Origin of the sequence: Marinobacterium sp. xm-d-579 (assembly GCF_013282935.1) — a bacterium.
Lineage (GTDB): Bacteria > Pseudomonadota > Gammaproteobacteria > Pseudomonadales > Balneatricaceae > Marinobacterium_E.
The window spans coordinates 706,141-732,788 of record NZ_WBYP01000002.1; the positions used below are offsets into that span (position 1 = coordinate 706,141).

The 26,648-nt window shown below is 46.7% G+C and carries 25 protein-coding genes and 1 rRNA gene; 6 read left to right on the top strand and 20 right to left on the bottom strand.

All coding sequences use genetic code 11. From position 1 onward, the window contains the following. Positions 1 to 14: 14 nt before the first annotated feature. Entirely contained in the window at positions 15 to 1,562 is a 1,548-nt protein-coding gene (gene ahpF / locus XMD579_RS07040; RefSeq protein ID WP_173494515.1) for an alkyl hydroperoxide reductase subunit F, read from the top strand. A gap of 91 nt (positions 1,563 to 1,653) precedes the next feature. Here ahpF and XMD579_RS07045 read toward each other — a convergent pair whose 3' ends face one another. Then, positions 1,654 to 2,238 carry a TetR/AcrR family transcriptional regulator gene (locus XMD579_RS07045; protein ID WP_173481759.1) on the bottom strand — a complete coding sequence of 195 codons (585 nt, stop codon included), beginning with the start codon at positions 2,236 to 2,238 and terminating at the stop codon, positions 1,654 to 1,656. A gap of 89 nt (positions 2,239 to 2,327) precedes the next feature. Between XMD579_RS07045 and XMD579_RS07050 the strand changes: the two genes are divergently transcribed. The 4 genes from XMD579_RS07050 to XMD579_RS07065 are packed head-to-tail and all read left to right on the top strand — an operon-like array spanning position 2,328 to position 8,406. Beyond that, positions 2,328 to 2,810, top strand: coding sequence for a cytochrome b (locus XMD579_RS07050; RefSeq protein WP_173484099.1), 483 nt, complete (start codon positions 2,328 to 2,330; stop codon positions 2,808 to 2,810). A gap of 4 nt (positions 2,811 to 2,814) precedes the next feature. Next, on the top strand, positions 2,815 to 4,119 hold the full coding sequence (locus XMD579_RS07055; protein WP_173484098.1) for an efflux RND transporter periplasmic adaptor subunit: 1,305 nt from the start codon (positions 2,815 to 2,817) through the stop codon (positions 4,117 to 4,119). Then, a complete protein-coding gene (locus XMD579_RS07060; protein ID WP_173495324.1) occupies positions 4,116 to 7,202 on the top strand; it encodes an efflux RND transporter permease subunit in 3,087 nt (1,028 codons plus the stop codon). Before XMD579_RS07055 ends, XMD579_RS07060 begins: the two co-directional genes overlap by 4 nt. 10 nt (positions 7,203 to 7,212) lie before the next feature. Beyond that, the gene (locus XMD579_RS07065) at positions 7,213 to 8,406 is read left to right on the top strand and encodes an NnrS family protein (protein ID WP_217364092.1); all 1,194 of its coding nucleotides are present in this window, start codon (positions 7,213 to 7,215) and stop codon (positions 8,404 to 8,406) included. Positions 8,407 to 8,583: 177 nt separating this feature from the next. On the opposite strand, the gene adk is transcribed toward XMD579_RS07065, so the two are convergent. The 16 genes from adk to rpoE all read right to left on the bottom strand — a co-directional run bounded on the left by adk (position 8,584) and on the right by rpoE (position 23,421). Further along, the gene (adk, locus tag XMD579_RS07070; protein WP_173482113.1) at positions 8,584 to 9,237 is read right to left on the bottom strand and encodes an adenylate kinase; all 654 of its coding nucleotides are present in this window, start codon (positions 9,235 to 9,237) and stop codon (positions 8,584 to 8,586) included. A gap of 260 nt (positions 9,238 to 9,497) precedes the next feature. Continuing rightward, positions 9,498 to 10,319, bottom strand: a complete 822-nt coding sequence (mazG, locus tag XMD579_RS07075; RefSeq protein WP_173506126.1) for a nucleoside triphosphate pyrophosphohydrolase — start codon at positions 10,317 to 10,319, stop codon at positions 9,498 to 9,500. Beyond that, complete coding sequence (gene relA, locus XMD579_RS07080; RefSeq protein ID WP_173506127.1) at positions 10,319 to 12,583, bottom strand: GTP diphosphokinase; 2,265 nt, start codon at positions 12,581 to 12,583, stop codon at positions 10,319 to 10,321. Before relA ends, mazG begins: the two co-directional genes overlap by 1 nt. 90 nt (positions 12,584 to 12,673) lie before the next feature. Then, positions 12,674 to 13,579: a cysteine synthase CysM gene (gene cysM / locus XMD579_RS07085; RefSeq protein ID WP_173482116.1), complete on the bottom strand. Its 906-nt coding sequence runs from the start codon at positions 13,577 to 13,579 to the stop codon at positions 12,674 to 12,676. Positions 13,580 to 13,650: 71 nt separating this feature from the next. Beyond that, complete coding sequence (gene acpS / locus XMD579_RS07090; protein WP_173482117.1) at positions 13,651 to 14,025, bottom strand: holo-ACP synthase; 375 nt, start codon at positions 14,023 to 14,025, stop codon at positions 13,651 to 13,653. Further along, positions 14,026 to 14,769: a pyridoxine 5'-phosphate synthase gene (gene pdxJ / locus XMD579_RS07095; protein WP_371731474.1), complete on the bottom strand. Its 744-nt coding sequence runs from the start codon at positions 14,767 to 14,769 to the stop codon at positions 14,026 to 14,028. Continuing rightward, entirely contained in the window at positions 14,769 to 15,473 is a 705-nt protein-coding gene (recO, locus tag XMD579_RS07100) for a DNA repair protein RecO (protein ID WP_173484079.1), read from the bottom strand. The genes pdxJ and recO overlap by 1 nt, the downstream gene beginning before the upstream one ends. Further along, on the bottom strand, positions 15,474 to 16,376 hold the full coding sequence (era, locus tag XMD579_RS07105) for a GTPase Era (RefSeq protein ID WP_173482120.1): 903 nt from the start codon (positions 16,374 to 16,376) through the stop codon (positions 15,474 to 15,476). Between the two features lie 2 nt (positions 16,377 to 16,378). Next, positions 16,379 to 17,056 carry a ribonuclease III gene (gene rnc / locus XMD579_RS07110; RefSeq protein ID WP_173482121.1) on the bottom strand — a complete coding sequence of 226 codons (678 nt, stop codon included), beginning with the start codon at positions 17,054 to 17,056 and terminating at the stop codon, positions 16,379 to 16,381. Beyond that, a complete protein-coding gene (locus XMD579_RS07115; protein WP_173482122.1) occupies positions 17,053 to 17,427 on the bottom strand; it encodes a DUF4845 domain-containing protein in 375 nt (124 codons plus the stop codon). The genes rnc and XMD579_RS07115 overlap by 4 nt, the downstream gene beginning before the upstream one ends. Before the next feature lie 18 nt (positions 17,428 to 17,445). After that, positions 17,446 to 18,237 carry a signal peptidase I gene (gene lepB / locus XMD579_RS07120; RefSeq protein ID WP_173482123.1) on the bottom strand — a complete coding sequence of 264 codons (792 nt, stop codon included), beginning with the start codon at positions 18,235 to 18,237 and terminating at the stop codon, positions 17,446 to 17,448. 7 nt (positions 18,238 to 18,244) lie between these two features. Next, positions 18,245 to 20,044: a translation elongation factor 4 gene (gene lepA / locus XMD579_RS07125; RefSeq protein WP_173482124.1), complete on the bottom strand. Its 1,800-nt coding sequence runs from the start codon at positions 20,042 to 20,044 to the stop codon at positions 18,245 to 18,247. 133 nt (positions 20,045 to 20,177) lie between these two features. After that, positions 20,178 to 21,575 (bottom strand): DegQ family serine endoprotease, encoded by a 1,398-nt coding sequence (locus tag XMD579_RS07130; protein ID WP_173489137.1) that lies wholly within the window; start codon positions 21,573 to 21,575, stop codon positions 20,178 to 20,180. 22 nt (positions 21,576 to 21,597) lie between these two features. After that, a complete protein-coding gene (locus tag XMD579_RS07135; protein WP_173482126.1) occupies positions 21,598 to 22,026 on the bottom strand; it encodes a SoxR reducing system RseC family protein in 429 nt (142 codons plus the stop codon). A 3-nt stretch (positions 22,027 to 22,029) separates the two neighbouring features. Further along, positions 22,030 to 22,824, bottom strand: coding sequence for a MucB/RseB C-terminal domain-containing protein (locus XMD579_RS07140; protein ID WP_173506128.1), 795 nt, complete (start codon positions 22,822 to 22,824; stop codon positions 22,030 to 22,032). Positions 22,825 to 22,842: 18 nt separating this feature from the next. Continuing rightward, a complete protein-coding gene (gene rpoE, locus XMD579_RS07145) occupies positions 22,843 to 23,421 on the bottom strand; it encodes an RNA polymerase sigma factor RpoE (protein WP_371731473.1) in 579 nt (192 codons plus the stop codon). 215 nt (positions 23,422 to 23,636) lie between these two features. Between rpoE and nadB the strand changes: the two genes are divergently transcribed. Continuing rightward, the gene (gene nadB, locus XMD579_RS07150) at positions 23,637 to 25,244 is read left to right on the top strand and encodes an L-aspartate oxidase (protein ID WP_173498713.1); all 1,608 of its coding nucleotides are present in this window, start codon (positions 23,637 to 23,639) and stop codon (positions 25,242 to 25,244) included. Here nadB and XMD579_RS07155 read toward each other — a convergent pair. The 3 genes from XMD579_RS07155 to rrf form a co-directional block, all read right to left on the bottom strand. Further along, the gene (locus XMD579_RS07155; protein WP_173506129.1) at positions 25,234 to 25,653 is read right to left on the bottom strand and encodes a hypothetical protein; all 420 of its coding nucleotides are present in this window, start codon (positions 25,651 to 25,653) and stop codon (positions 25,234 to 25,236) included. The genes nadB and XMD579_RS07155 overlap by 11 nt on opposite strands. Next, complete coding sequence (locus tag XMD579_RS07160) at positions 25,631 to 25,891, bottom strand: succinate dehydrogenase assembly factor 2 (protein WP_173506130.1); 261 nt, start codon at positions 25,889 to 25,891, stop codon at positions 25,631 to 25,633. The genes XMD579_RS07155 and XMD579_RS07160 overlap by 23 nt, the downstream gene beginning before the upstream one ends. Positions 25,892 to 26,527: 636 nt before the next feature. Beyond that, positions 26,528 to 26,643, bottom strand: a 5S ribosomal RNA gene (gene rrf / locus XMD579_RS07165). Positions 26,644 to 26,648 lie beyond the last annotated feature (5 nt).

Sequence of the window (26,648 nt, forward strand, 5' to 3'; positions counted from 1 at the left end):
TTCATGAGGTCATCATGCTAGAGCCAAATATTGTCCAACAGTTGGACCAGTACCTTAGCTACATCAAACAACCGATTGAGCTTAAGTTAGCTGCTGACGACTCAGCAAAAGGTAACGAACTTAGAGAGCTCGCGACAACGCTCGCTGAGCGTAGCGACAAAATTACGCTAACTGATTGGGATCATCACCGAGTGCCAAGCATGGCCATTCTTGGTGAAGCCGATGCTGAACCACGTGTTGTGTTCTCCGGTATTCCAATGGGTCACGAATTTACAACTCTGATTCTTGCTCTTCTTCAAGCCGGTGGACACCCAAGCAAAGAGCCTGAAGAGGTTCAGAGTCAGATTAAGAGCCTTGAGGGTGAGTTCCATTTTGAAACTTACATCTCGCTCTCTTGTCAAAACTGTCCGGATTTGGTGCAAGCTCTAAACCTGATGGCACGCCTAAATCCAAACATCACCAGCACGATGATCGATGGCGCACTCTACCAATCTGAAGTAGAAGAGCGTGAGGTGATGGCCGTACCCGCTGTATTCCTGAACGGTGAACTATTTACCCAAGGGCGTACTGAGCTCAAAGAGATTCTAGCGAAGCTTGATACTGCCGGTGCTGAGCGCGAAGCAGAAGCGCTATCGGAACGCGACCCATACGATGTACTCGTTGTAGGTGGCGGTCCTGCAGGTGCAGCCGCTGCTATCTATGCAGCTCGCAAAGGGATTCGCACCGGTTTAGTCGCCGAGCGATTTGGTGGTCAGGTTCAAGACACCATGGGCATTGAGAACCTAATCTCAGTTCCCTACACAGAGGGACCAAAACTGGTCTCTAACATGGAACAGCACGTTAAAGAGTACAACGTAGATATCATCACGGCGCAACGCGCAGCGGGCCTCTCTGAAGCCGATGGCCTACATCAACTGAACTTAGAGAGCGGTGCAAACCTACAGTCGAAAACCATTATTATGGCGACGGGCGCCCGCTGGCGTGAGATGGGTGTCCCAGGTGAAGCGGAATACAAAGGCAAAGGCGTTGCCTACTGTCCACACTGTGATGGCCCACTGTTTAAAGGTAAGCGCGTAGCTGTTATTGGTGGCGGCAACTCAGGCATCGAAGCAGCTATCGATCTTGCCGGTGTGGTCAGTGAAGTAACCGTTTTAGAATTTGGTGACACACTTCGTGCAGACCAAGTGTTGCAAGACAAAGCAAACTCGCTCTCTAATGTCACCATTATCAAGAACGCGCAAACCACAGAGATCACTGGAGCGAATGGTAAGGTTAACGGCTTGATCTATACCGACCGCACCTCTGGCGAATCTCACAGCGTTGAGCTAGAAGGTGTATTTGTTCAGATCGGCTTAGTGCCAAATACTGAGTGGTTAAAAGAGAGTGCCGTTGAGCTAACCAAATTTGGTGAGATCCAGATCGATGATCGCGGTGCTACCAATGTACCAGGCGTATTCGCAGCGGGTGATGCAACCACCGTGCCTTACAAACAGATCATCATCTCGATGGGTGCCGGTGCTACAGCCTCTCTATCCGCCTTTGATCACCTGATTCGAAACTAAGTCGAAGAGGCTAGCAAATAAAAAAAGGAGAGTTTAATGCTCTCCTTTTTTGTCTCTTAACGGCACATAGCCGCCGCTCACATTTGATGGGCTAGCTCAGTAAGACATCAATCAATTTGAGGGATAATTGATTGCCACTAGTTACTAAATCGAAGCTTTTATCACTCAATCCCCATCGTACCGCCTGCCCCTGTATTAACGATGTTAAATATTTGGCTATATCAGGCACTGTAATTTCCGATTGGTCACGACCAATGAGTGCCTCTTCAATCAAGGATGTGAGATGGCTATCAAACACAAACAGTGTTTCTCTGATAATCGTTCGCAGCTCTTCATTCTCAGTGTTTAACTCACGTGAAAAGAGGATCAAGGGCAATGCGGGTGTATTCTGAATAAGTTCAAGCTGGCAACGGACTAATCGAGCAACTCGCTGTTTAGCATCCACCTCTTTGGACAGGAGTAAGTTTTCAGTCCATGCGCTCTTCAGACCATCAGTAACTTTGCGAATTGCTGCTACCCACAACTCATCTTTATTTTTGAAATGGCGGAAAACCGTTCCCTGCGTGACTCCAATTCGCGCTGCGATATCACTGGTAGTAAGGCGGTCTGGACCGATTTCATAAGCCAACTCTAGAAGCGCATTGATAAGTTCATCTTTGCGCTTTGTTGCGGACATTCTTTTTAGCAAAACGTTTTCTCTTGTAAGTAATTAAATACTAACATAACATTAGAACTATCTAATTAATAGTTAAAGGACCCAAAACCATGTCCAATCAATTACGCTGGTATAGCAAAACTCAAATCGTACTCCATTGGATTACAGTAGCCCTAGTTATAGCTCAATACGTGCTTCATGACTCTATTGTAAACGCTTGGGAATTCATCCAATCAGGCAAGTCTGTTTCATTTGATCCGCTGGTGCTATCACACGTAGCTGGCGGTATTTTTATAGCAGTGATTGTACTCATACGATTGCGTTTGAGGTCAATAAACACCCATGAAACAAAAGACTTACTGGGCAACAGATTATCGAACATAGCGCATAAGCTTCTCTATGCAATTTTACTCATGATGGTACTTAGCGGCGGAGTGGCATGGTTCTTCAATATTGAAGCTGCGGCCAATGCACATAACCTTTTCAAAGTATTACTTTTAATAACAGTTCTTGGGCATGTTTTAGCTGCCCTTTACCATCATTTCATAATGAAAGATGGTTTATTGAATCGAATGTTTCTTGCAAGGAAGTAACAAGATGCAGTGGACTCGTTACTTAAAGTTTGGAATTCCTATTGTTGTGGGAATTGCTGGAACTGCATTACTACTCAACGGTGTCAAACCACCAGAAAAGAGTGCATCGTTAATAGAACTCAAAGCGGTTAAATACCTAGTTGTTCAGCCCGAGGAAGCATTCTCAGAGATGTCGATTTCGGGAACAATTGAGGCAAGCGACAAATGGTCGGCTGTTGCACAGGTTAAAGGGGAAATTTACCGATCAAATGACTCAATCGTTGAAGGGCTTTGGGTTGACGCTGGTGATGTCATTCTCAAGATAGATCCTTTGGACTATGAGCTTGCTATTTCTCAAATTAGTGCAGAGTTGTCTGGAATTGAGTATGAGCTTTCACTTCTGAATGCCGAGTCAGAAAACACTCAGCGGATCTTAGATTTAGAACAGCGACAGCTTACCTATGCAAAAGCAGATCTAGATCGAATCCAAAAACTATATGCCAGCGGATCCGCAACACGTAAGCAATTGGATGATGTCCAAAGGGCCACTCTGACTTCGGAGAAGATAGTTACAGATATTAAAAATGGCTTGTTACTTGTAGAACCTAAGAAGCAGAAGCTGTTAGCTCAAAAGCAGGCGTTAAGTATCTCACTAGACCGTGCACATAGAGATTTAGCTAGAACAGATATTATTGCGCCTTACCCACTTAGGATCTCTAAACTACTTGTTGAAGACTATCAAGCTGTTAATGTTGGACAGCCTTTAATTGAAGGGATAGGCATTAAATCAGCCGATGTTACTGCACAAGTAAACATTGATAAGTTCAGAGATTTAATCGGTATAAATACGCCACCTTCCACACTTAATAATGAATTTGTAACAGATACATTAAACAAACTGGTTTCTGCTGAAGTGCGAACAGTTGGAAGCATAAGCGAATCTTGGAAGGCAGAGGTGATATCTGTTCGCTCTGAGTTAGATAACCGAGCAAGAACACTTCAAATCGTAGTAAGGGTAGATGATCCATATTCGAGCCATTCAGCAGCTCAGAACTTCCCGCTGTTACCAAATCAACCCATTGAGTTGGTATTTAGAACGATTCAGCCCTCAAGTGTAATTACGATTCCATTATCTGCGATCCACCAAGATCAAGTTCTATTGCTAAATGAAGAGAATGAAATTGAGTTTCGAGAAGTCCAGCTTGGTCTCATGCAAGAGAACCAAGTGAAAATTATGAGCGGGCTCAATTCGGGTGACAAATTGATACTCGACTCTCTGATAACTGCGATACCAGGACAAAAGTTTACTGGGATTGAGGTAGCGAAATGATTCGATGGTTTACATCCCATCCCACTGCAGCCAACTTACTTCTTTTAGTGTTTATAGCCGTTGGATCGTTTTCAGCACCGACACTTCTACGAGAGACATTTCCAGACTTTCGCCCTGTCGAGGCAGAGGTATCTGTCGTTTATCGTGGCGCAACACCTTCAGATGTTGAAAAGAAAATATGTGAGCCCCTATGGGATGCCGTTCAATCAGTTGAATCACTGAGTGAATTTGTCTGTACTGCACAAAACAATCTGGCTCACGCTGTAGCGACAATGCAGCCAAGTGGAGATGCTGTTAGGTTTGTTAGCAATCTGAAAACTGAAATCTCGGCAATAGATTCATTTCCAACATTAGCTGAAGCTCCTGTTATTCGTGAACTTCATCGCACAGATTTAGTGGCCTCTGTCGCTGTATCTGGTGAGCTACCACTGGAACAACTTGATCACTACTCAAAGTATCTACAAGACCAATTAGCTTCACTAGATACTGTAGCGAAAGTTATTCGTTCTGGTGTTGGGGAAAGAACCTGGTCAATACAGGCTGATCCTCGTGTTTTAAAAGAGTACGGTTTAACAACTTCCTCTATTGCTAATGCACTTAAGCAACAAAGCATCAATCTTCCAGCTGGTACGCTTGAAGGAGAAAGCGGTGAGTACAACATCAGATTTGACACCGAAGCGCTATCTAAGAATGCACTATTAAATCTGCCTATTGTCACGTTAACCAATGGTGCCGTGATCAATCTGAGTGATATCGCTAGGGTAGATGAAAAATATGAGCCATCGAGTAATGCAGCTTTTTTAGATGGTGTTCCTGTCATTCTACTTGAAGTACACAAACCCCTAGATGCTGACGCATTAAGATCTCTCGACGACTTAACAAATGCGGTGAAAGCCGAGCAAAGCAGAGGAATTGGTTCGATTCACCTTGAAGTCGTTCAAGATGTAACTTCAATAATACGTGATCGTTTAACAATGCTTGTTCAAAACGGTGTCGTTGGTCTTGTACTGGTTGTACTTGTAATGAGCCTATTCTTCAGACCTGCTTATGCAGCATGGGCAGCAATGGGATTGCCTGTAGCGTTTCTAGGCGCCTTTGCATGGATGTCATTGACAGGTGAAAGTTTAAATATGATCACCGTAGTTGCGTTGCTTATGGCCATAGGGATTGTCATGGACGATTCCATTGTATTATCCGACTCCATAGCTGTGCACTCACACGGCAACGTCACTTTGAATTCAGTAGTTCAGGGCGTTGTCGCGGTAGCTCCAGGTGTGGTTTCTTCATTCCTTACAACCGTATCTGTATTTTTGCCGTTATCCTTTTTGGCGGGTGAGCTTGGCGCTGTTCTTGAGGTGCTTCCAGTCGTTCTTTTGGCTGCACTAACAGCAAGCTTAGTAGAAGCATTTTTCATACTTCCTCACCATCTTAAACATAGCCTAACTCAATCTAATTTTTCACCCAACAAATTCAAAGTTCGCTTCGAGGAGATCTTTAATGCATTTAAAGAGCGCGGCGTTGGCAGATTAGCAGACTGGGCTATTGATCATCGATGGTTAGTTGTTGGAGTCGCCGTTGGATTGTTGATCATTACTATTGGAGCCTTAGGTTCTGGCGTAGTGAAGCGTGAAGCAATGCCTGAAATTGATGGTGATGTAATTGAAGCACGAATTTTGCTACCCATGGGTGTATCGCTTGCTAGAACAGAAGAAGCTGTCCGCCAGGTGGAAGACGCCCTTGAGCGTGTGAATGTCGAGCTAAAGTCTAAACAGCCGCAACAGCAGGATCTTGTTAAACGTGTGATAACTCGATTCGGAAAAAATCTATCTGTCGGAGAGAGCGGAAGTCATGTGGCAACGGTTTCAGCGGATCTCTTATCTGCAGAGATCCGAGATACAACGCTCGATGAACTCATAGAAATATGGAAGCGTGAAATTGGTGTATTACCAGGAATCACATCTTTAATTCTTACAGAGCCAGGTATCGGTCCACAGGGCATAGCTGTTGAGCTAAGATTATTCCATGAGGATTTAGATTTGCTTTCTAGGGCTTCGCAAGATCTATTAAGTGAAGTAGAAAAGTACCAAGGTGTATTAAACGCCAAACATGATTTAAATGTTGGCAAGCCTCAACTTGGTATGCAGATAACCTCTGACGGACAAGCATTAGGATTAACGCCATTAGCTATTGCTAATCAGTTGCGCGGAGCGTTTCTTGGCGAAACCCTTGATGATATTCGCGTTGGTGAACTCCAATACGCGATTGAAGTGAAGTTTGCAGATAACAGCACACAAGACATCGACGATCTGTTGGCGTTTGAACTACTATTGAATGATGGTTCAACTGTTCTCTTACCTAATGTTGTAAAGCTTTATGAAACTAGAGAGTGGAGTTCAGTTACGCAACGAAATGGCAAAAGATCTGTAACAATTCAAGCAGATGTGGATGGCCGCATAGCCAATGCAGATGCCATTACAGCTGACGTAAAGAAAACCTTGCTTCCAAATATCCAATCAAATTACTCGGGTATTACTTTTGAGATTGCTGGACAAGCAGCGAATTCGGCTGAAACTGTTGCCTCTATTCTTCGTGGCTTCTTGATTGGAATAGTAGGGGTATATCTCATTCTTTCATTCCAATTTAGAAGCTATGTTGAACCCTTAATAGTGCTTCTAACTATCCCGATGGCATTTCTTGGTGTTGTATGGGGACACTATTTAATGGGTTACAACATATCTATGCCATCCCTTGTCGGTGCTGCATCGCTCTCGGGTATCGTTGTAAACAACGCTATATTGTTAATCGGCGTCATAAAGGAGAGAGCATCTGATACCAAGACGGTAATAGATGCCGCTAGTGAAGCTGTTCGCTCTAGATTTCGCCCTATTTTTGTTTCAGTTTCAACTACCATAATGGGAATGGCGCCATTACTCACGGAAACATCGACTCAAGCACAAACCCTTAAACCATTGGTGATTTCTGTTGTGTTCGGTTTACTTGCTTCGACAGTATTGGTCATGATTGTTGTTCCTTCACTGTATGCAATTGTTAATGACCTAAAATCTAAGTCATCGACAAACTAAGAGGCTATTTGTGGCGCTATTACAAATTGATGGATCCATTACTGAAGAAAACAACACGAAAAAGCATCACCCAGCTTTTCTAAATGCAGCATTCAGGCCATTCTTTTTGCTTGGAGCTGCGTTTGCTGCCTTAAGCATACCTGCTTGGGCACTCAGTTTTCTGGGCTTAATTGAGTTTAAATTCTATGGCGGTGCCTATGCGTGGCACCTACATGAAATGCTATTCGGTTTTTTTCCAGCAATCATGGTTGGGTTTCTTCTAACAGCAGTTCAAACCTGGACAAAACGTAAATGCATTGAAGGATGGTGGTTAGCTGCCCTTGTACTGACATGGCTTCTAGGTCGTATAACACTTGCCTTTCAACCCGTCTTTTTTCGTGATTACACTATCGTCATAGATCTTCTCTTCTTGCCAGCCTGCGCGGTCTTTTTAGCGCGCCCGATCCTGCAAGCCAAGATGTGGAGGAATCTCTTTTTTGTACCTATCCTACTTGTGATGGCGATGATGAATACTGTCTTTCATTTTTCATTGTCGAGTGACTCTATCGTTGATATCACCACTATTTCGCACGCCATGGTCATCCTTGCAGCGCTAGTAATGAGCATAATGGGGGGGCGAGTCTTTCCCATGTTCACAGCCAACGGAACAAAGACACCTCGGGTTAACTCGATTGGGTGGTTAGAGCAACTTTCGATTCTAAGCATTGTGATTGTGTTTATTACAACGTTGACTCAAAACTTTGTACCGAACACTCTTAGCATTGCCGTTCTATTCGTGGCGGGGATTTCAAATCTAGTTAGGGCTTTGCGATGGAGACTATGGGTGACGTTTAAGGTCCCACTAGTATGGTCTTTACATCTTAGTTACTTAGCTATGAGTCTAGGTTTTATTCTACTCGCCTTAGCAAAAATGCATTTAATTCCAAGTGTTTCAATTGGTTTTCATTCGATCACGGTTGGCGGGATGGGGCTTATGATCTTATCGATGATATCGAGAGTTTCATTAGGCCATACTGGACTACTAATTAAGGCTAATATTTGGGTTATTTGTTCCTTATTAGCCCTTAGTTTAGCTGCGATTGACCGCGTTACAGGGTCATTATTCGGCATGGAATATTCAATAGTTATAGCGTCATCAGCTCTACTTTGGAGTATAGGCTTTTTGATTTTTGTGTTTGCCTATACAAAAATTGTATTCACATGAAAACATGTCACGATAATGCTGAAATGACCTTTGAAACGTGGGGTGTAAATTTAACTTGAGTGTCTCAAATGGGTCGAATGCTGCCTTTAAAGAGACTTTTAGAATGAGAATAAAACCCCCTGTAGGCATAAAAAAACCGCACTAATAAGTGCGGTTTAATTTACCGTAGCTCTGATATCAAGCTAGGCCTTCGAATACCCGATCACGGATCTGGTCAACGCTACCCACACCCTCTACGTATACGTATTTTGGTGCAGTTGCAGCATCTTCATCAGCCCAACCACGGTAATAACCGATTAGAGGTTTAGTCTGATCATGGTAGACGTTTAGGCGAGCACGAACAGTCTCTTCTTGATCATCTTCACGCTGAACAAGATCTTCACCAGTTACGTCGTCTTTACCCTCTGTTTTAGGTGGGTTAAATACGACGTGATAAGTACGACCTGAACCCGGGTGTACACGGCGACCCGACATACGCTTGATGATCTCTTCATCTGCAACGTCAATTTCAACGACTGCATCTAGAGCAACGCCAGCTTCTTTCAGAGCGTCTGCTTGAGGAATGGTGCGTGGGAAGCCGTCGAATAGGAAACCGTTAGCACAATCTGATTCTGCAATGCGCTCTTTAACTAGGCCGATGATGATGTCATCTGATACCAGACCACCTGCGTCCATAACCTTCTTGGCTTCAACACCTAGAGGCGTACCCGCTTTTACGGCTGCACGTAGCATGTCCCCAGTAGAGATCTGTGGGATACCGTATTTCTCAGTGATGTACTGAGCCTGAGTACCCTTGCCGGCACCTGGTGCACCGAGAAGTATCATTCGCATTAATTTTCTCCTTAAAAAAATACGCTGCGCCTGGGCGCAGCATTAAAATTCTTACCGCTGACATTAATTTAGGTGTGGCTATTACACAATTCGACCATAGCCGTGCGGTGTCACCTTTAGCACTTTATAAAGCAGTTTAAAGTGCGCTCAAGGGAGTCAAATATCCCGAGCAAGCCACGCATATTAGCATGGCTGTATAGAGCTTGAGAACTGAATCACTATTAGGCTTTAAGCGAATAGTGCCAAAGACTCTATCAAACCTATTTTTTAGATTTCTCGATCTTTTTGGCTTCATCCCACCAAGCGTCTAACTCTTCTAGCGAAAACTCTCTCCAATCCTTACCACTGGCTAGTACCCTATCCTCGACATGGTTGAAGCGACGTTCAAATTTAAGGTTGGTATTACGAACAGCCTGCTCGGGATCGACTGATAATTTTCGTGCAAGATTGGCGTTAACAAATAGTAGGTCACCTAACTCTTCGCGAACCGCACCCAAATCACCTTGCTGCATCGCTTCGCGGAGCTCTTGGATCTCCTCTTCAATCTTATCCAGCACACCGGTAGCATCATCCCAATCAAACCCCACCTTAGAGGCACGTTTGGTTAGCTTTACGGCACGACTCATAGCCGGCAGTGTCGTTGGTACCTCATCTAAAACACGGGCACGATCTTTACTTTCGCGCTCCTGCTCTTTGATGCGCTCCCACTGTGCATTCACAGTTTGCTGATCTATTTCAACCGACTCAGCACTGTCACGTAACTGACCTGTTGGAAAGACGTGAGGATGGCGACGCACCAGCTTACTGCAGAGTTGATCAACCACTTCATGAAGATCAAATAGGGATTGCTCTTTACCCAGTTGCGAATAGAAGATGACCTGAAACAGTAGATCACCCAACTCATCTTTTAGATGAGGCCAATCCTGTCGTTCGATGGTATCAGCTACTTCGTAAGCCTCTTCAAGGGTATGAGGTACGATTGAAGCAAAGGTCTGCTCCAGATCCCATGGACAACCGGTTTTAGGGTCACGCAAACGCTCCATCAGGTAGATGAGGTCATCCAGGGTATAGCGATCACTCATTAATGAACCCCTGAGCGTTCACGGCGAACGTCACTGACATTCGGAATTTGATTGATCTTATCCATAACTTTGCCAAGCTTATCGAGTCGACCTATCTCAAGGGTCAGCGCCAAATTCGCTTCATTACTGCTCTTATCCGTCAGCGTGTTAGCCGACAATATATTGATTCGCTCGTTCGCTAAGATGGTCATAACATCGCGCAACAGTCCTGATCGGTCAAAGGCCTCTATGACAATATCGACTGGGTAGGTGGCTTCAGCCTCCTCTTCCCAAGCCACTTGAACAATTTTACTGGGCTCTACCTCGCGCAGGTGTTGCAGCTCTTTACAATCTTCACGGTGGATCGAGACACCCCGACCCTGAGTCACGAAACCAGCAATGGCATCGCCGTGAATCGGCTTACAACAACTAGCAAACTGTGTCATCAAGCTGCCGACGCCAACCACATGGACACCAGAGTCACTCGACTTACTCTGTTTTGGTGACGAAGCTGGAACATCCAGATCCAATTGTGAATCACGTTCGGCCTGCTCTTCACGCGCTTGTGCAGCTGAGATCACTTGCGAGATTCTTAAATCACCAGCACCGAGGGCCGCAAACATGTTCTCATTGGAAAGGAACTTAAGACGTTGTGCGATATCCGATAGGTCTACCTCAGTGGCGTCTAATGCCAATCGCTTAAACTCACGCTGAATCATCTCTTTACCCGCATCCACATTTTGATCACGAGCCTGAGTCTTAAACCAATGAGCAATCTTAGCTCTACCCTTAGAGGTTTTTACATAACCTAGGTTGGTGTTGAGCCAATCACGACTTGGGCGCTCTTCTGGGCCTGTCATGATCTCAACTTGATCACCCGTCTGCAGCGCGCGGTTGAGCGGAACAATACGACCCGAGACACGTGCACCTCGACAGCGGTGACCGATTTCCGTGTGCACACGGTAAGCAAAATCAACTGGGGTAGCGCCAGCAGGAAGATCAATGACGTGCCCTTCTGGCGTGAATACATAGACACGATCCTGGGTCACATCGGAGTGGAGAATATCACCCAATGATTCAGTATCGCCCAGTTCGTCATGCCACTCGAGAACCTGGCGTAACCAAGAGATCTTCTCTTCATAGCCATCGGCGCGACTCGCTGTATCTGTCCCTTTGTAGAGGTGGTGAGCACAGACACCTAGCTCAGCCTCTTCATGCATGTCAAAGGTGCGAATCTGAATCTCTACCGCCTGTGATTCAGGACCGAATACCGCGGTATGCAGTGAACGATAACCGTTGGGTTTTGGTGATGCGATGTAGTCATCAAATTCGTGCGGGATATTTCGCCATGCGCCATGAACTATGCCCAGCACGGTGTAACAATCACGAATTTCTGGCACCAATATACGCAGGGCACGGACATCGTAAACCTGATTGAATTCGATATTCTTACGCTGCATCTTTCGCCAGATACTGTAGATGTGTTTAGCGCGGCCAGAAACCTGACCATCAATACCTACCTCTACAAGTTTCTCTTCGAGCAGCTTAATGACACTGTCGATGTACTCTTGACGCGCAAGACGCTTTTCAGCAAGTAGCTTTGCTATGTGTTTGTAATCATTAGGTTTTAGATATCGAAATGAGAGATCTTCTAATTCCCATTTGATGTGGCCGATACCCAACCGATGCGCTAATGGGGCGTAAATATCGAACACTTCACGTGCAACGATGTAGCGTTTACGTCGATCCGCATCTTTTACTGCACGAATCGCGCAGGTCCGCTCAGCCAGTTTGATGAGTGCAACGCGAACATCGTCCACCATGGCGACCAGCATCTTACGAACGTTGTCGACCTGACTGCCGCCAGTGCCTAACACGCCCTCTTCATCACGTGGATTTTTGCGACTGCCAATTGCAGCCATCTGCAAGACACCGCGCAGAAGACGAGCGATTTCAGCACCGAATTTAGCCTTAACGCGATCGATTGATAGTCGCTCTTCTCGCACTGCACGGTAAAGCACACCGGCTACCAGAGCCTCTTCTGTCTGCTGCAGGTCAACGAGAATCTGGACCATCTCCAGACCAGTAAGATAGGCGTTTTGCCCCAGTGACCAGACATCATGAGTTGAGCTCTCTTCATTCAAGGAGGCTTCAACTAATTCGCATGCCTGACGGAAACGCGCTTCATCTTCGAATGTATAACGGTTAGATAGAATCTCTAACCAACGATCCAGATCAACGGATCCATCTTCACGGACCGGTTGATCGTCACGAACCTTAACCAATGTAGGCTACTCCTGTATTGCGAGTAGCGAGCTGATACCCTAGCTCAAACTCATAAAAACGGCGTCAATATAAGAACGACGGGGCTTAACCTAGGATGACTTAGAGAAGACACCTGTCGAAAGATAACGATCGCCTCTATCACAAATAATGGCGACGATTACTGCATTTTCAACCTCTTGAGCCAATCTTAGCGCGCCAGCAACGGAACCACCTGACGAAACACCACAGAAAATACCCTCTTCGGTCGCTAAACGACGCATCATGACTTCAGCATCCGCCTGATCAACATCCAATACACGATCGACACGACTCTCTTCGAATATCGTTGGTAGATACTCTTTTGGCCAACGACGTATGCCAGGGATTTGAGACCCTTCAGAGGGTTGAAGACCAACAATTTGAACGCTTGGATTCTGCTCTTTAAGGTAGCGCGAGGTCCCCATGATGGTACCTGTAGTTCCCATAGAGCTGACAAAGTGTGTGATAGTTCCTGAGGTTTGTTGCCAGATTTCAGGCCCTGTTGTGCGGTAGTGCGCTTCAGGATTATCTAAGTTACCAAACTGATTTAGAACCTTGCCTTCACCACGCGCTTGCATTGCCTCGGCCAAGTCTCGAGCACCTTCCATGCCCTCCTCTTTTGTCACCTCAATCAACTCTGCACCATAAGCACTCATAGCCGATTTACGCTCTTCGCTCATGTTATTCGGCATGATCAGTTTAAGCGTATACCCCTTGATTGCAGCGGCCATCGCCAACGCGATACCGGTATTGCCAGAAGTCGCCTCGATCAATGTATCACCTGGTGCGATCTCGCCTCGCTCTTCGGCTAGAGTGATCATACTCAAGGCAGGACGATCCTTAACGGAGCCCGCAGGGTTATTACCCTCTAATTTACAGAGAATGGTGTTGTTATTTGGCGCTTCGATACGTTGCAGTCTGACTAGCGGTGTATTGCCAACCAGCTCAGCGATAGTAGGGTATTGAGTTGAGCTCATCTCTAATCCGTTATAAGAATTGATTTTATTATTCGATTATATCAGGGGAATTCCACCATCGAAATGGTGAATTAAGCCTGAGCGATTACTTGAGCAACCACATAGTGCTGCTCATCACTGTAGCTTAAAAACCACCGGGTAATGCCAAGCACCTCGGCGTGTTCTAGAGCTTTGTCAGTCACCAACAGATCAGGGCGACCTGCACTGTTCTTAACCACCTCGAGGTGCTGCCAGCTAACGCCTTTAGCGATACCTGTACCCAAGGCTTTAACGGCCGCTTCCTTCGCTGCAAAGCGTTTAGCTAAAAAACGCGCGGGTTGGCTAGATTGGTTGAACGCTTCCAACTCAGTGGGGGTCAATATTCTCTCAGCAAAACCGGGAGTTCGCTCAAGTGCGCGCTCCACTCTAGAGATTTCAAGAATATCGACACCGGTTCCAACAAGCATTTAACTGGCCATCGCTCTGGCATTAAGCATCAGATCACGCATTTCACGAACCGCTTGATCCAAGCCGACAAAGAGTGAACGGGCGATGATCGCATGACCAATGTTTAGCTCATTGAACTCTGGAATTTCAGCAATCGGCTCTACGTTATGGTAGTGCAGACCATGACCAGCGTTGACCACCAGACCTATTGAGTGAGCATAGGTTGCTGCCTCTTTAAGTCGTTCAAGCTCGTCTAACTGCTCTTGGCCTTCTGCCTCAGCGTAAGCACCAGTATGCAGTTCAATCACTGGAGCTCCCACACGTTTAGCCGCATCAATTTGTGCCTGATCAGGATCGATAAAGAGTGAGACTTCTACTCCGGCTCTCGCCAAGCGCTGACACGCCGACTGAATGTGAATTTCATGACCAAGTACATCCAGACCGCCTTCAGTCGTTAACTCTTCGCGTTTCTCTGGCACTAAACAGGCGTGTGCAGGTTTGATCTCTTCAGCAAAACTGACCATCTCATCAGTAACCGCCATCTCAAAATTCATACGAGTCTGAAGCGTTTGCGCCAATAGACGAATGTCACGATCTTGAATGTGGCGACGGTCCTCACGAAGGTGCACCGTAATACCATCGGCGCCAGCGTGCTCAGCAATAGACGCTGCATAGACAGGGTCTGGGTATTGAGTACCACGAGCTTGACGAAGAGTCGCAATGTGATCGATGTTCACACCTAATAAAATACGATTTGGCTGGATCACTCACTCTCTCCTTTTCTCTCTTTAGATCTCGGTTGAAACAACTCTCTTGATCGCAACGGCTTGTCACCTAACTGCTCTTTTAAGAGCTCTCTCATTAAATACTTTGCCGCTTTCTTAACGCTGGGATCAGTATACTCACCTTGTTCAATGGAACGAAGCTGATCACCTGTGAAATGCGCCGAGGCAACCTCATCTACCGCACTTATCCCCTGCACAACATCATAACGGTAGTACGGCTGATGACAGCCTGACAGATCGCTCCAACTCCCTAACTCCTTCAGTAGCGCCTGCTCAAATAGCCGTAAACTCACCTCGTGATCTTGAGATTGAAGCAGATCATTAAGCAGCACTTTGTAATTGAGGAATAACTTAGGTGTCGCCTCTAAGGGTTGAAGCAAACGCTCCAGTAGTTCATTGGCGTACAAGCCACACATTAACGCTTTGCCAGTCAACGTGGGGAGTAGTTCTGCCAATTCGGCTTGATGAAGCGTTTTAAGCTCTGACTGGCCTGCAAATCGAACGGCCAATACTGTAAAGGGTTGAAGCGTATGGCGTAACTTTGAGCCTGGCCTGCGCACACCTCGAGCAACTACTGATACTTTGCCATACTCGAGTGTAAATAGATCGACAAGTGCACTGGTTTCACGATAGGGACGCGAGTGAAGAACAAACGCTGCGACCTGTTCAGTGCGACTGTTCATTTAGTCGTGATGATATCCAAGGCTTGCTAGGGCACGTTCGTTGTCTGCCCAGCCGCGTTTCACTTTAACCCAAAGGTTCAGCATGACCTTGGCATCAAACATGCGTTCCATATCGATGCGAGCGTCACGACCGATCACTTTAATTCGCTCACCCTTATCACCGATAACAATACGTTTTTGCCCCTCTCGCTCAACAAGAATCAGTGCACTGATGGTCAACAGACCACGTTCATCTTGAGTAAACTCTTCGATCTCAACCGTGGTTCCGTAAGGGACTTCATCCCCTAGATTACGCATCAGTTTTTCACGCACAAGCTCTGCCGCGACAAAACGGGAGCTACGGTCGGTGATCTGATCTTCAGGGTAGAAGTGCATCCCTTCCGGCATGTAGGATTCAACGGCACGCTCTAGTTGATCGACGTTATGCCCTTTGTGAGCAGAGATAGGCACGATCTGATCAAAATGGCGTTTGCTATTGAGCGTTTCGATCCAAGGGAGAAGCGACTCTTTATCCTTGAGTAGATCCACTTTATTAACCGCCAATATGACTGGGCAACGAAGCTTCTCCAACTTAGAGAGTACGATCTCATCCTCTTCGGTCCAAGCGGTACGATCGACAATAAAGACGACTAGATCGACATGACGCAGCGCCTCAGAGGCGGCTTTGTTCATGTAACGGTTCAGTGCTTTACCTGTAGCGTCGTTGTGTAGCCCGGGTGTATCAACGTAGATAACCTGCAGATCCTCTTCGGTTTTAATACCAAGAATCTGATGACGAGTCGTTTGAGGTTTTTTTGAGGTGATGCTCAGCTTTTGACCAAGGATATGGTTGAGCAGTGTGCTCTTACCCACATTCGGTCGGCCAACAATAGCAACATAGCCACAGCGTGTATTCGCTTCCATGATTACTCCTGCCCTAGTGCAATCAGTGCAGCACGAGCGGCTTCTTGTTCTGCCTGGCGGCGGCTGGATCCAACACCCTTGCAGCTTTGATCCAACAGTTGAACCTGACAAGAGATATAGAAGGTCTGATCATGCGCTTCACCAACGACTTTATCCAGTTGGTAATCAGGTAGCGGCTTACGTCGTGACTGCATAAACTCTTGAAGGCGCGTTTTAGAGTCTTTGACTGACTTTTTAAGATCGATCGCTGCTAAACGCTCTTTGAACAACCCTAATATGAACTGTTTAGACGTCTCAAAATCACTGTCCAAGTGAATGGAACCAATGATCGCCTCTACCGCATCAGCCAAAATTGAGTCGCGACGGAAACCACCACTCTTTAACTCACCCGAACCAAGGCGAAGATAATCACCCAAACCTAGCTCACGACCGATCTCTGCAAGAGTTTCACCTTTCACCAACTTTGCTCTAAGACGGCTCATTTCACCCTCTTTAGCCTGTTCAAACTGCTCAAACAGCGCATTAGCTATGACAAAGTTTAGGATTGAATCGCCCAAAAATTCCAGGCGTTCATTGTTGCGCTTACCACAGCTTCGGTGCGTTAACGCCAATTCAAGCAGGGATTCATCTTGGTAGGTGTGGCCAAGCTTTCTAGCCAACTCTGAGACAGGTCGTATCAAGGTTTTATCGCTTTAAATTCATCTTTAAAAACAACGACAGCATCAATGTTGCCGTACAGTGGGACGCGCTCTTCATAGTCCAGCGTGAATATCAGTTCACCAGTATCCTGAGTGATCTGCAAAGCGTCACGTCCAGGCAGAGCTACTTGATTAATCGTAAATCGACGCTCGATATCACGACGAATCTCGGCGCGACTTTTTGAGAGTTCAGCCGGGTCAGCAATAATATCTTCAATAATGCTGACCACGGTTGTATGGGTTGAGTAAGGCGCTAGCAGTTTAAACCCAAGGCTAAAGCCAACTGAGCCAACAATAAGCAGTAACAGTATCGATAGTGTACTGATGCCCTTTTGTCGAATGTGCTTATCCATACTCAACCTCAGTATTATTTACTGAATGGATCGCATCGCCGTGAAATCTGGAATGCTCAATAGTTGAGCCCAATGCATCCAAACACTCACCGCTTTACCGACGATCAATTCATCAGGAACAAAACCCCAATAACGGCTGTCATTACTGTTATCGCGGTTATCGCCCATCATAAAGTAGTGACCCTCTGGCACACGCCAGCCACCATTCATTACACGTGCATTTACATCGCGATAGATCTCGTGCGCAACATCGCCTAGCTGCTCTTCAACTTGAAGACGCTTGGGGTTGATCGCTGGTATTTGAGCAATCAACGTTTGATTCTGCGGCTCACCGTTCACAAAGAGCATCTTATCTTTGTAAACAATCTCGTCACCCGGAAGACCTATCACACGTTTAATATAGTACACGCTTGGGTTTTGAGGGTATTTAAATACCATAACGTCGCCACGTTGCGGCTCGTTATTATCAACAAACTTGATGTTTCCAACCGGTGTACGAAGACCGTAGTGGTATTTATTCACCAAAATGAAGTCACCAACTTTCAGCGTCGGCAGCATCGAACCTGAAGGGATTTGAAAGGGTTCGTATAGAAATGAACGAAGAATCAAAACAGCCGCTAATACCGGAAAGATAGAGCTAGAGAGTTCAGCCCAGTAGGGTTTATTAACCTTAGGTTCTTCGAAACCCTCTTCCACCATTTGCGACTCTTGGCGTTTTCTAGAGGGCGCAAAAAAGGCGATATCCAATAACCATAGCAGGCCTGTAACTAATGTAACTACGACCAGAATCAGTGCAAAATCTAAGTTCATATTAGCCTCAGCTGTCTACCTTCAGTACGGCTAGGAATGCATCTTGCGGGATCTCAACTCGACCCACCTGCTTCATGCGCTTCTTACCCTCTTTCTGCTTAGCGAGCAGTTTCTTCTTACGGCTCACGTCACCACCGTAACATTTTGCTAAAACGTTCTTGCGCAGAGCTTTAACCGTTGTACGAGCAATGATCTTACCACCCAGAGCCGCTTGAATAGCGACATCGAACATCTGACGTGGAATAAGGTCTTTCATCTTTTCACAGAGCAGACGGCCGCGGTACATTGAGTTATCGCGGTGAAGGATAACGGCCAAAGCATCCACTTTCTCACCGTTAATGAGAATATCCATTCGAACCAGCTTAGCGGCCTCGAAACGGGTGAAGTTGTACTCAAGGGAAGCGTATCCACGTGATACCGATTTCAAACGGTCAAAGAAGTCCAATACCACTTCGGCCATTGGCAGTTCATAACTTAACTGAACCTGCTTACCAACAAACTGCATGTTCTTCTGAATACCGCGCTTCTCCACACACAAGCCAATGACTTGGCCAAGGTAGTCCTGAGGCACAAGGATATTCGCTGTCACGATCGGCTCACGCATCTCACGAATGCCGCCTGGGTCTGGCAGTTTCGATGGGCTGTCAATGTAGATGATATCGCCGTTGTTCATCTCCACTTCGTAGACAACCGTTGGGGCTGTTGTAATCAGATCGAGATCGTATTCGCGCTCAAGACGCTCTTGGATGATCTCCATGTGAAGCATACCCAAGAAGCCACAACGGAAACCAAAGCCAAGTGCATCCGATGTTTCAGGCTCGAAGAAGAGAGAGGCATCATTAAGCGTTAGCTTGTCGAGCGCTTCACGGAAGTCTTCATAGTCATCAGAACTCGTTGGGAATAGACCGGCATAAACCTGTGGTTGAACTTTTTGGAAACCTGGCAGTGCATCAACATCAGGTGTCTTTTGATGCGTCAAGGTATCACCCACCGGTGCACCGTGAATATCTTTGATGCCGGCAACAACGAAGCCTACTTCACCTGCTTGTAAGATGTCAGTTTTCACCTGTTTTGGTGTAAAGATACCGACCATCTCAGCCTGGTAGTTCATGCCAGTCGATTTAACCATGATGCGATCTTTACGACGCAAGGTTCCTTGAGTCACACGAACCAGTGAGACGACCCCTAGGTAGTTATCAAACCAGGAGTCGATAATTAGGGCTTGAAGTGGTGCTTCGCGGTCACCTTGTGGTGGTGGGATTACATCGATCAGCGCCTCTAGAACATCTTCAACGCCCATACCCGTTTTAGCTGAACAAGGGACCGCAGCTGAAGCGTCGATACCGATCACCTCTTCAATCTCCTGACGAACCACTTCGGGTTCAGCCTGAGGTAGATCCATTTTGTTCAAGACAGGTAGAACCTCAAGGCCCTGCTCTATCGCGGTGTAACAGTTGGCTACCGACTGCGCTTCAACACCTTGCGCGGCATCGACAACAAGAAGTGCACCTTCACATGCATAGAGTGAGCGTGAAACTTCATAAGAGAAGTCGACGTGTCCCGGCGTATCGATGAAGTTCAACTGGTAAGTTTCACCGTTGCGCGCTTTGTAGTCCAAGGTGACACTTTGAGCTTTGATGGTGATGCCACGTTCGCGCTCGATATCCATTGAATCGAGGACCTGTTCAGCCATTTCACGATCAGACAGACCGCCACAAATTTGAATAATGCGATCGGCTAACGTCGACTTACCGTGGTCGATGTGTGCAATGATACTGAAGTTACGAATGTGATCTAGTTCACTCACTCTGTGTAAAACCTATACTCTTGGAACGACAAAGAAAATTTAGCGCACAATTCTACTCGAATTCATGCCCTATAGATAGAAAACAGGGGCCATTAAGGCCCCTGCAGAGGATCTTTTCAACGATCCACTAGGTTCACTCGAGACGCATTGCTAAAAAGACTGGATTACCGCCACGAATCACTCGAAGTGGCACCGCTTTGTCATCTGGCAAGTCGGCCACTATATCGGCCAGTTGCTCCACTGAGCTAATTGACTGACCGGCTAGCATAGTGATCACATCACCCTGACGTACGCCGGCATTGGCCGCAGGACCTTGTCCAACTGATTCAACATAGACCCCTGCATCAACACCGGTACGCTCTTTGATTTCAGACGTCATATCTTGAACCACCAAGCCCAGAGACTTTCTCTCTTTAGGCTCAGGTTGTGCTCGGTTAGCGGCTAACTCTTCATTTGAGGGAAGCTCACCAATCGTCACTTTCAAGTTGACTGATCTACCTGAACGGAACACCTCGACATCCGCTGTTTCGCCCGGTGCAATACGACCAACCTGAGCAGGTAGCTCGGCTGACAAACCGATCTCACGGCCATTAAATTTAACGATGACATCACCCGCTTCAAACCCTGCCTCTTCTGCAGGACTATCACTTAACACCTGTGCAACCAGCGCACCTGATGGTTTATCTAAGCCGAATGATTCAGCAAGGTCACGTGTAACCTCTTGAATAATCACACCCAACCAACCTCGAGAGACGCTACCCTTCTCTTTAAGCTGATTGGCAACCTCCATAGCCACATCGATGGGAATGGAGAAAGAGACCCCCATGAAGCCACCTGAGCGGGTATATATCTGCGAGTTGATACCGACCACTTCGCCATCTAGATTGAATAGCGGGCCTCCGGAGTTGCCTGGGTTGATCGCCACATCGGTTTGAATAAAAGGAACATAAGAGTCACCTGGAAGGGCTCTCTCCTTAGCGCTGACAATACCGGCAGTGACGGTTGAGTCAAAACCAAAAGGACTGCCAATAGCCAGTACCCACTCACCCACTTCAAGCTCAGAAGAGCTACCGATCTCCAGTGCCGGTAGATCTTTAGCATCGACCTTGAGTAGCGCCACATCTGAACGTTGATCAGAACCAATAATCTCTGCCTCAATTTCGCGTCGATCATTCAGTCTAACCAGAACTTTCTCAGCTTTATCGATCACATGGTGATTGGTCAAAATGTAGCCATCATCCGAAATAATAAAGCCCGAGCCCAGCGATTGTGGATGCATACGAGGCTGCTGCCCAGGTGGCTGCTGAAAACCCCTGAAGAAGTCGCGGAAGATCTCTGGCACTTCCTGGTCGTTGAAGTTGTGGGGCATAGCCGAACGAGAACTCTGTTTCTGTTCTTGAATCGTGCTTATATTGACGACCGATGGCGACAGCGTTTTCACTAAATCCGTGAAATCGGGTAACTGCTTGGCCATCGCCAAGGATGAAATAGCGATACCCGCTACGAAGGTAATTGATCGAAGAAAGGTCATATTTACTCCTTAGGTAAAAACCTTAGCGAAGCAAACGTGGCTGATACTGCCCTGATGCTACGCCTCTTAAACCCATATTACGGCCAATGAACAAGCCGACTATGAATCCAAGGATAGCGCCAACTATCTGAAAAAATTCTGAAAAGTTTAAAAATCTCGCCAAAATTGGCAGAAGGATCATACCGACCAGCGGTATAAGGTAGACGGTAACAGAGGCACCTACCAAGGCACCCTCTTCCAATCCAACCCAAACCTCTTGGCCTGGCGATACAATAAGTCGACTGGGGTTATCGATTAGAACTTCAACGCGTTTGGTTGGGAACCAATCGCTGAGGCGTTTCTGGCCACAAGTCGATGAGCTTGCACAGGATGCACAAGCACTTTGGCGACTCACCTCTACCCAAACCTGATCGGCCTCAGAACGGAGAACCGTCGCACGCTCTTCGATCATGAATTAATTGCTAGCGACCACCACGCTTGCAGCCACTTTATCAGCATCCGTCAGTGACAAATCACCCACTACCGAGACAAAACGATCATCAACTAAACGACCGACAGCCACAAAACCTTGTGCGCTTAAGGCGCCTTCCGATGCAGAGACTGCTTCAGCCGGTTTAATCACCACACTTAGCACCTGATCACCCTTTTTGTAGAGCTTAGATTGACTGTTACCAGTCACTCGTTCTGATACTTCAGCAAAACCATCGGGTAGCCAGTTAACCTGCCAGTCAGTCCCAGTGCTGTTTAACAGTGCAATATGCTCATCGATCTGACCGCGAAGACCTTCAGATAGACGAATCACTTCGAGAGTTGGTTTACTCTCTTGCACCGCTTCAACGCCTGAAGCAAGGGATGTGCGCATAAGATCTGAAGAACCTTGATTACGCTCTAGGTAGCCACTGGATGCCAATGCGCTCGGCTCACCCAGCTGAGCGCTGTTCAAACCAATCATGACAGCTAGGGTAAGGGATGCAGCAATAGCCATACTACCTACCGCACTCCAACTAGAGGTTTTTGTCTCTTCAACCTGAGTTGATTGCTCTTCTGAAATAGAGGCCATGACTTGAGAGGAGATATCAACAGTAGAGTTGATGCTCTGTTCACGCATCAAGGTTCGAGCGAGGTGGTAACGACGCCATACTTGAGCGTCTTCACTGTTCTCGTCGTAATGTTTAAGAGCACGACGCAACTCAAATTCAGTTGCCTCCGAGTCCATCAATGCAGAAAGACTTTCTCTATTGCTCGACATATTTGATCCTCATTTGCTCTAGTTAGAGAGCATTGGTTTCAACTCATTATCAATCGCTTCACGAGCTCGATGGATCCTTGATCTGACGGTGCCAATTGGACACCCCATTACTTCGGAGATCTCATCGTAGCTCATCCCTTCAAGCTCTCTCAGTGTTAACGCCACTCGAAGCTCTTCAGGAAGTTGCTCGAGCGTTCGGGTCATCACCTCGAACATCTCATCTCGATGCAAACTATTTTCTGGTGTTTCAAGATCTCTAAGCTCTGTGTCGCTCTCTAGATCTTGAAAATCTAAATCTCTATCAGGCGGTCTTTTACTTCTTGCGACTAAATAGTTCTTCGCAGTGTTAATGGCTATACGATACAGCCAAGTGTAAAAGGCACTTTCACCTCTAAAGTTCTTAAGAGCCTTATAAGCCTTAATGAACGTCTCTTGTGCAACATCCAACGACTCTGATTGATCGTGAATGTAACGCCCTACCAGTGCAATAATCTTATGCTGATAACGCTTCACGAGCAGATCAAACGCACGCTGATCACCTGCCTGTACACGCTCAACAAGCATCTGATCGGTTATCTTGTGGTTGGTATCGTTCACTCTCTATCCTAGTCAACGCCAAAGGGCTTCGGAGGATGACAGTATGATTGTTACACCAACCTAATATCAAGCCGATCAATCTCTTACACAGACTAAGATTCAAAAAATGTCGAAAAGTTCCCCAATTATTGAAGTTTTTTTACAAACCCCTTACCAAGAGCTAAACACACTCGCATAATAGAGCTCTTTTTTACGGTCTCAATAAGTCAAAACAGATGGCACGATTTGAAGCAGATGTACTGATCATTGGCAGTGGCGCAGCCGGTTTAACAGCCGCACTAAATTTACCGTCTAACCTGAAGGCACACGTCTTGAGCAAGGGTAAATTAGAGCATGGTGCTACCTGGTGGGCACAGGGTGGAATTGCCGGTGTTTTTGATCCAAAAGATCAAACCGAAAACCACATCAACGACACCCTGGTTGCTGGTGCCAACCTTGGACACTTAGACTCTGTTCAACACACCGTAAAAGATGGCCCCAAAGGCATTCAATGGCTAATTGATCAGGGTGTACCTTTCACACGACAGGAAGAGCAGTATCATTTAACACGAGAAGGCGGCCACTCACATCGCCGTGTACTTCACTCGGCCGATGCAACAGGCAAAGCGATTCAACAAACTCTAATCAGCCAAGCAAGGTCGGCCAGCAACATTGAGCTGTTTGAAGATCGAATTGCGATCGACCTGATCACCCGTCGTAAATTAGGCTTAGGTGAAGATGCGTGTGTAGGTGCCTATGTCTACAACCAAGAGACAGAGAGCGTTGATCTGTTTCTTGCTCGAACCGTCATATTAGCAACTGGCGGTGCCTCTAAGGCTTACCTCTATAACACCAACCCGAACGGCGTCGCATCCGGCGATGGTATTGCAATGGCTTGGCGAGCAGGCTGCCGAGTTGCAAACCTAGAGTTTAATCAGTTTCACCCTACCTACCTTTATCACCCTAAGGCACAGAGCTTTTTGGTCACCGAAGCGATCCGTGGCGAAGGCGGTATTCTGAAACTACCTAACGGCACCCGTTTCATGCACCGTTTCGATGAGAGAGCCGAACTGGCACCACGCGATATCGTCGCCCGCGCCATCGACTTTGAGATGAAACGTGTTGGTTGTGAATATGTTCACTTGGATATTTCTCACAAACCCGCAGATTTCATTAAAGAGCACTTCCCAACCATTTATGAGCGCTGTTTAGAACTTGGGATCGACATTACTAAGGAACCGATACCCGTAGTACCAGCTGCACACTACACCTGTGGCGGTGTCATGACCGACATAAATGGCCAGACCGATATCAAAGGACTCTTTGCCATTGGTGAGACCGCATTTACAGGCCTTCATGGCGCAAACCGATTAGCATCAAACTCGCTACTTGAGTGTGTCGTGTATGGTAAATCCGCGGCTGAACAGGTGGCATCACTACTACAAAAGAGTGGAGAGGCCTTCCCAGAGGTCCCTAACTGGGATGATTCACAGGTAGTTAACTCAGACGAAGATGTCATCATCTCGCACAACTGGGATGAACTGCGCCGTTTTATGTGGGACTACGTGGGTATTGTACGTACTGATAAACGCCTACAGCGAGCACAGCACCGTATCGATCTATTGAACGATGAGATCAATGAGTACTACAGCAATTATAAAGTGAGTAAGTATCTGATCGAGCTTCGTAATCTAGTGACCGTCTCAGAATTGATTATCCGCTGTGCTATGAAACGCACTGAATCACGTGGCCTTCACTACACGCTCGACTACCCAGAACAGTCACCTGATCTTTATGACACCGTTCTGGTACCGGAAAACTACTTCTGGGGCGTTAACGCTTAGCACCAATAGGCGCGTATTGAGAAATAACCGATAAGCGCCGCCACTCACACTCTGGTATTTGGTCAAACCAGACACAAATCCAAACAGGTAATGCACGCTCTAATGGTTGCACTTTAATAAAGAGAACTAACCTTAAGTTTAAAATTTGAACAGGTGGAGCTGTCTCTAACATCTTCTCATCTATAAACAGGCAAAACCTATCTTTATCGGCATTCCAAACAAAGCCGGTGAAGCGCTCAAATGGAGCCAAAGCACGATAGACCCATAGTGAGAAGGCAAGTAACAGAAGATACACCGCAGTCGATGCACCGGTGAGTAAAGGGGTTAAAGCAACTAAAACAAAAAAGCCAAACGTAAACAGACGTTTGGCTTTAGATTCAATAAGATCAAACCTTACTGGCGCGAACACAATCCAAAACCACAGTGACCGCCCTCTCCATATCTGGGTCAACAGGCTTTTCACGCTGCATGAACCAGAGAAAAAGCTCCTGATCCTCACAATCAAGAAGCTTCACAAAGCGATCTTGATCCTCAACTGATTGGTCCCGAAAATGATTCTCCATGAACGGAACAAACAGCAGATCCAGTTCCCACATACCACGACGAGACTGCCAAGTAAGACGACGAATGTCTTCTTCAGAATACACGCTATACCACTCCAAAACGCGTTGATTAGATGAGAGTAAATATAGCATTAAATGGGCATGGTAGGGGGAGAAAGTTGAGACGTTGGAGCGGTCTTGCAAAGGCTGCGAAGGTTGGGAGCGTGATTGGAGAGCAGGTGACAGGCTAAAGCCTGTCACTGGTGTGCTTAACTCGCTACGGAACTACGGTGACAGGTCTTCAGCCTGTCACTGGTGTGCTTAACTCACTACGAAGCTACGGTGACTGGCTTTCAGCCTGTCATCCGCTGTTGACGTTGGCAGAGATCTTTTTTAAAACCGTTGGAGCGGTCTTGCAAAGGCCGCGATGGTTGGGTGCGAAATTAGAAAGCAGGTGACAGGCTAAAGCCAGTCACTGGTGTGCTTAACTCCTACGGAGCTGCGGTGACTGGCTTTCAGCCTGTCATCCGCTATAGACGTTGGCAGTGGATCTCTTACGAAGCGAGCAATGACCTACAATAGGTGCCGAGCGTTGCTCGTCATCGCTTCGCGACGCTTGCAGCGCCTCCCCGCCGCACTTTCAGTGCATGCGTGGTCACATGGGCATTCGCTCAGAAGTCTCCTTGCTCCAAACATAAAAAAAGGGCCATCCGAACGGATGACCCTTTTTCTATGTTAGGTGCCTGGCAATGACCTACTCTCACATGGGGAAACCCCACACTACCATCGGCGATGACGCGTTTCACGACTGAGTTCGGTAAGGGATCAGGTGGTTCCACGTCTCTATTGTCACCAGGCAAAA

Excerpts from the sequence above, each read along its gene's own strand:
- ahpF (WP_173494515.1), top strand. The coding sequence starts at position 15 with ATGCTAGAGCCAAATATTGTCCAACAGTTGGACCAGTACCTTAGCTAC.
- XMD579_RS07045 (WP_173481759.1), bottom strand. The coding sequence starts at position 2,238 with ATGTCCGCAACAAAGCGCAAAGATGAACTTATCAATGCGCTTCTAGAG.
- XMD579_RS07050 (WP_173484099.1), top strand. The coding sequence starts at position 2,328 with ATGTCCAATCAATTACGCTGGTATAGCAAAACTCAAATCGTACTCCAT.
- XMD579_RS07055 (WP_173484098.1), top strand. The coding sequence starts at position 2,815 with ATGCAGTGGACTCGTTACTTAAAGTTTGGAATTCCTATTGTTGTGGGA.
- XMD579_RS07060 (WP_173495324.1), top strand. The coding sequence starts at position 4,116 with ATGATTCGATGGTTTACATCCCATCCCACTGCAGCCAACTTACTTCTT.
- adk (WP_173482113.1), bottom strand. The coding sequence starts at position 9,237 with ATGCGAATGATACTTCTCGGTGCACCAGGTGCCGGCAAGGGTACTCAG.
- mazG (WP_173506126.1), bottom strand. The coding sequence starts at position 10,319 with ATGAGTGATCGCTATACCCTGGATGACCTCATCTACCTGATGGAGCGT.
- cysM (WP_173482116.1), bottom strand. The coding sequence starts at position 13,579 with ATGAGCTCAACTCAATACCCTACTATCGCTGAGCTGGTTGGCAATACA.
- acpS (WP_173482117.1), bottom strand. The coding sequence starts at position 14,025 with ATGCTTGTTGGAACCGGTGTCGATATTCTTGAAATCTCTAGAGTGGAG.
- recO (WP_173484079.1), bottom strand. The coding sequence starts at position 15,473 with ATGAACAGTCGCACTGAACAGGTCGCAGCGTTTGTTCTTCACTCGCGT.
- era (WP_173482120.1), bottom strand. The coding sequence starts at position 16,376 with ATGGAAGCGAATACACGCTGTGGCTATGTTGCTATTGTTGGCCGACCG.
- XMD579_RS07115 (WP_173482122.1), bottom strand. The coding sequence starts at position 17,427 with ATGGATAAGCACATTCGACAAAAGGGCATCAGTACACTATCGATACTG.
- lepB (WP_173482123.1), bottom strand. The coding sequence starts at position 18,237 with ATGAACTTAGATTTTGCACTGATTCTGGTCGTAGTTACATTAGTTACA.
- XMD579_RS07130 (WP_173489137.1), bottom strand. The coding sequence starts at position 21,575 with ATGACCTTTCTTCGATCAATTACCTTCGTAGCGGGTATCGCTATTTCA.
- XMD579_RS07135 (WP_173482126.1), bottom strand. The coding sequence starts at position 22,026 with ATGATCGAAGAGCGTGCGACGGTTCTCCGTTCTGAGGCCGATCAGGTT.
- XMD579_RS07140 (WP_173506128.1), bottom strand. The coding sequence starts at position 22,824 with ATGTCGAGCAATAGAGAAAGTCTTTCTGCATTGATGGACTCGGAGGCA.
- nadB (WP_173498713.1), top strand. The coding sequence starts at position 23,637 with ATGGCACGATTTGAAGCAGATGTACTGATCATTGGCAGTGGCGCAGCC.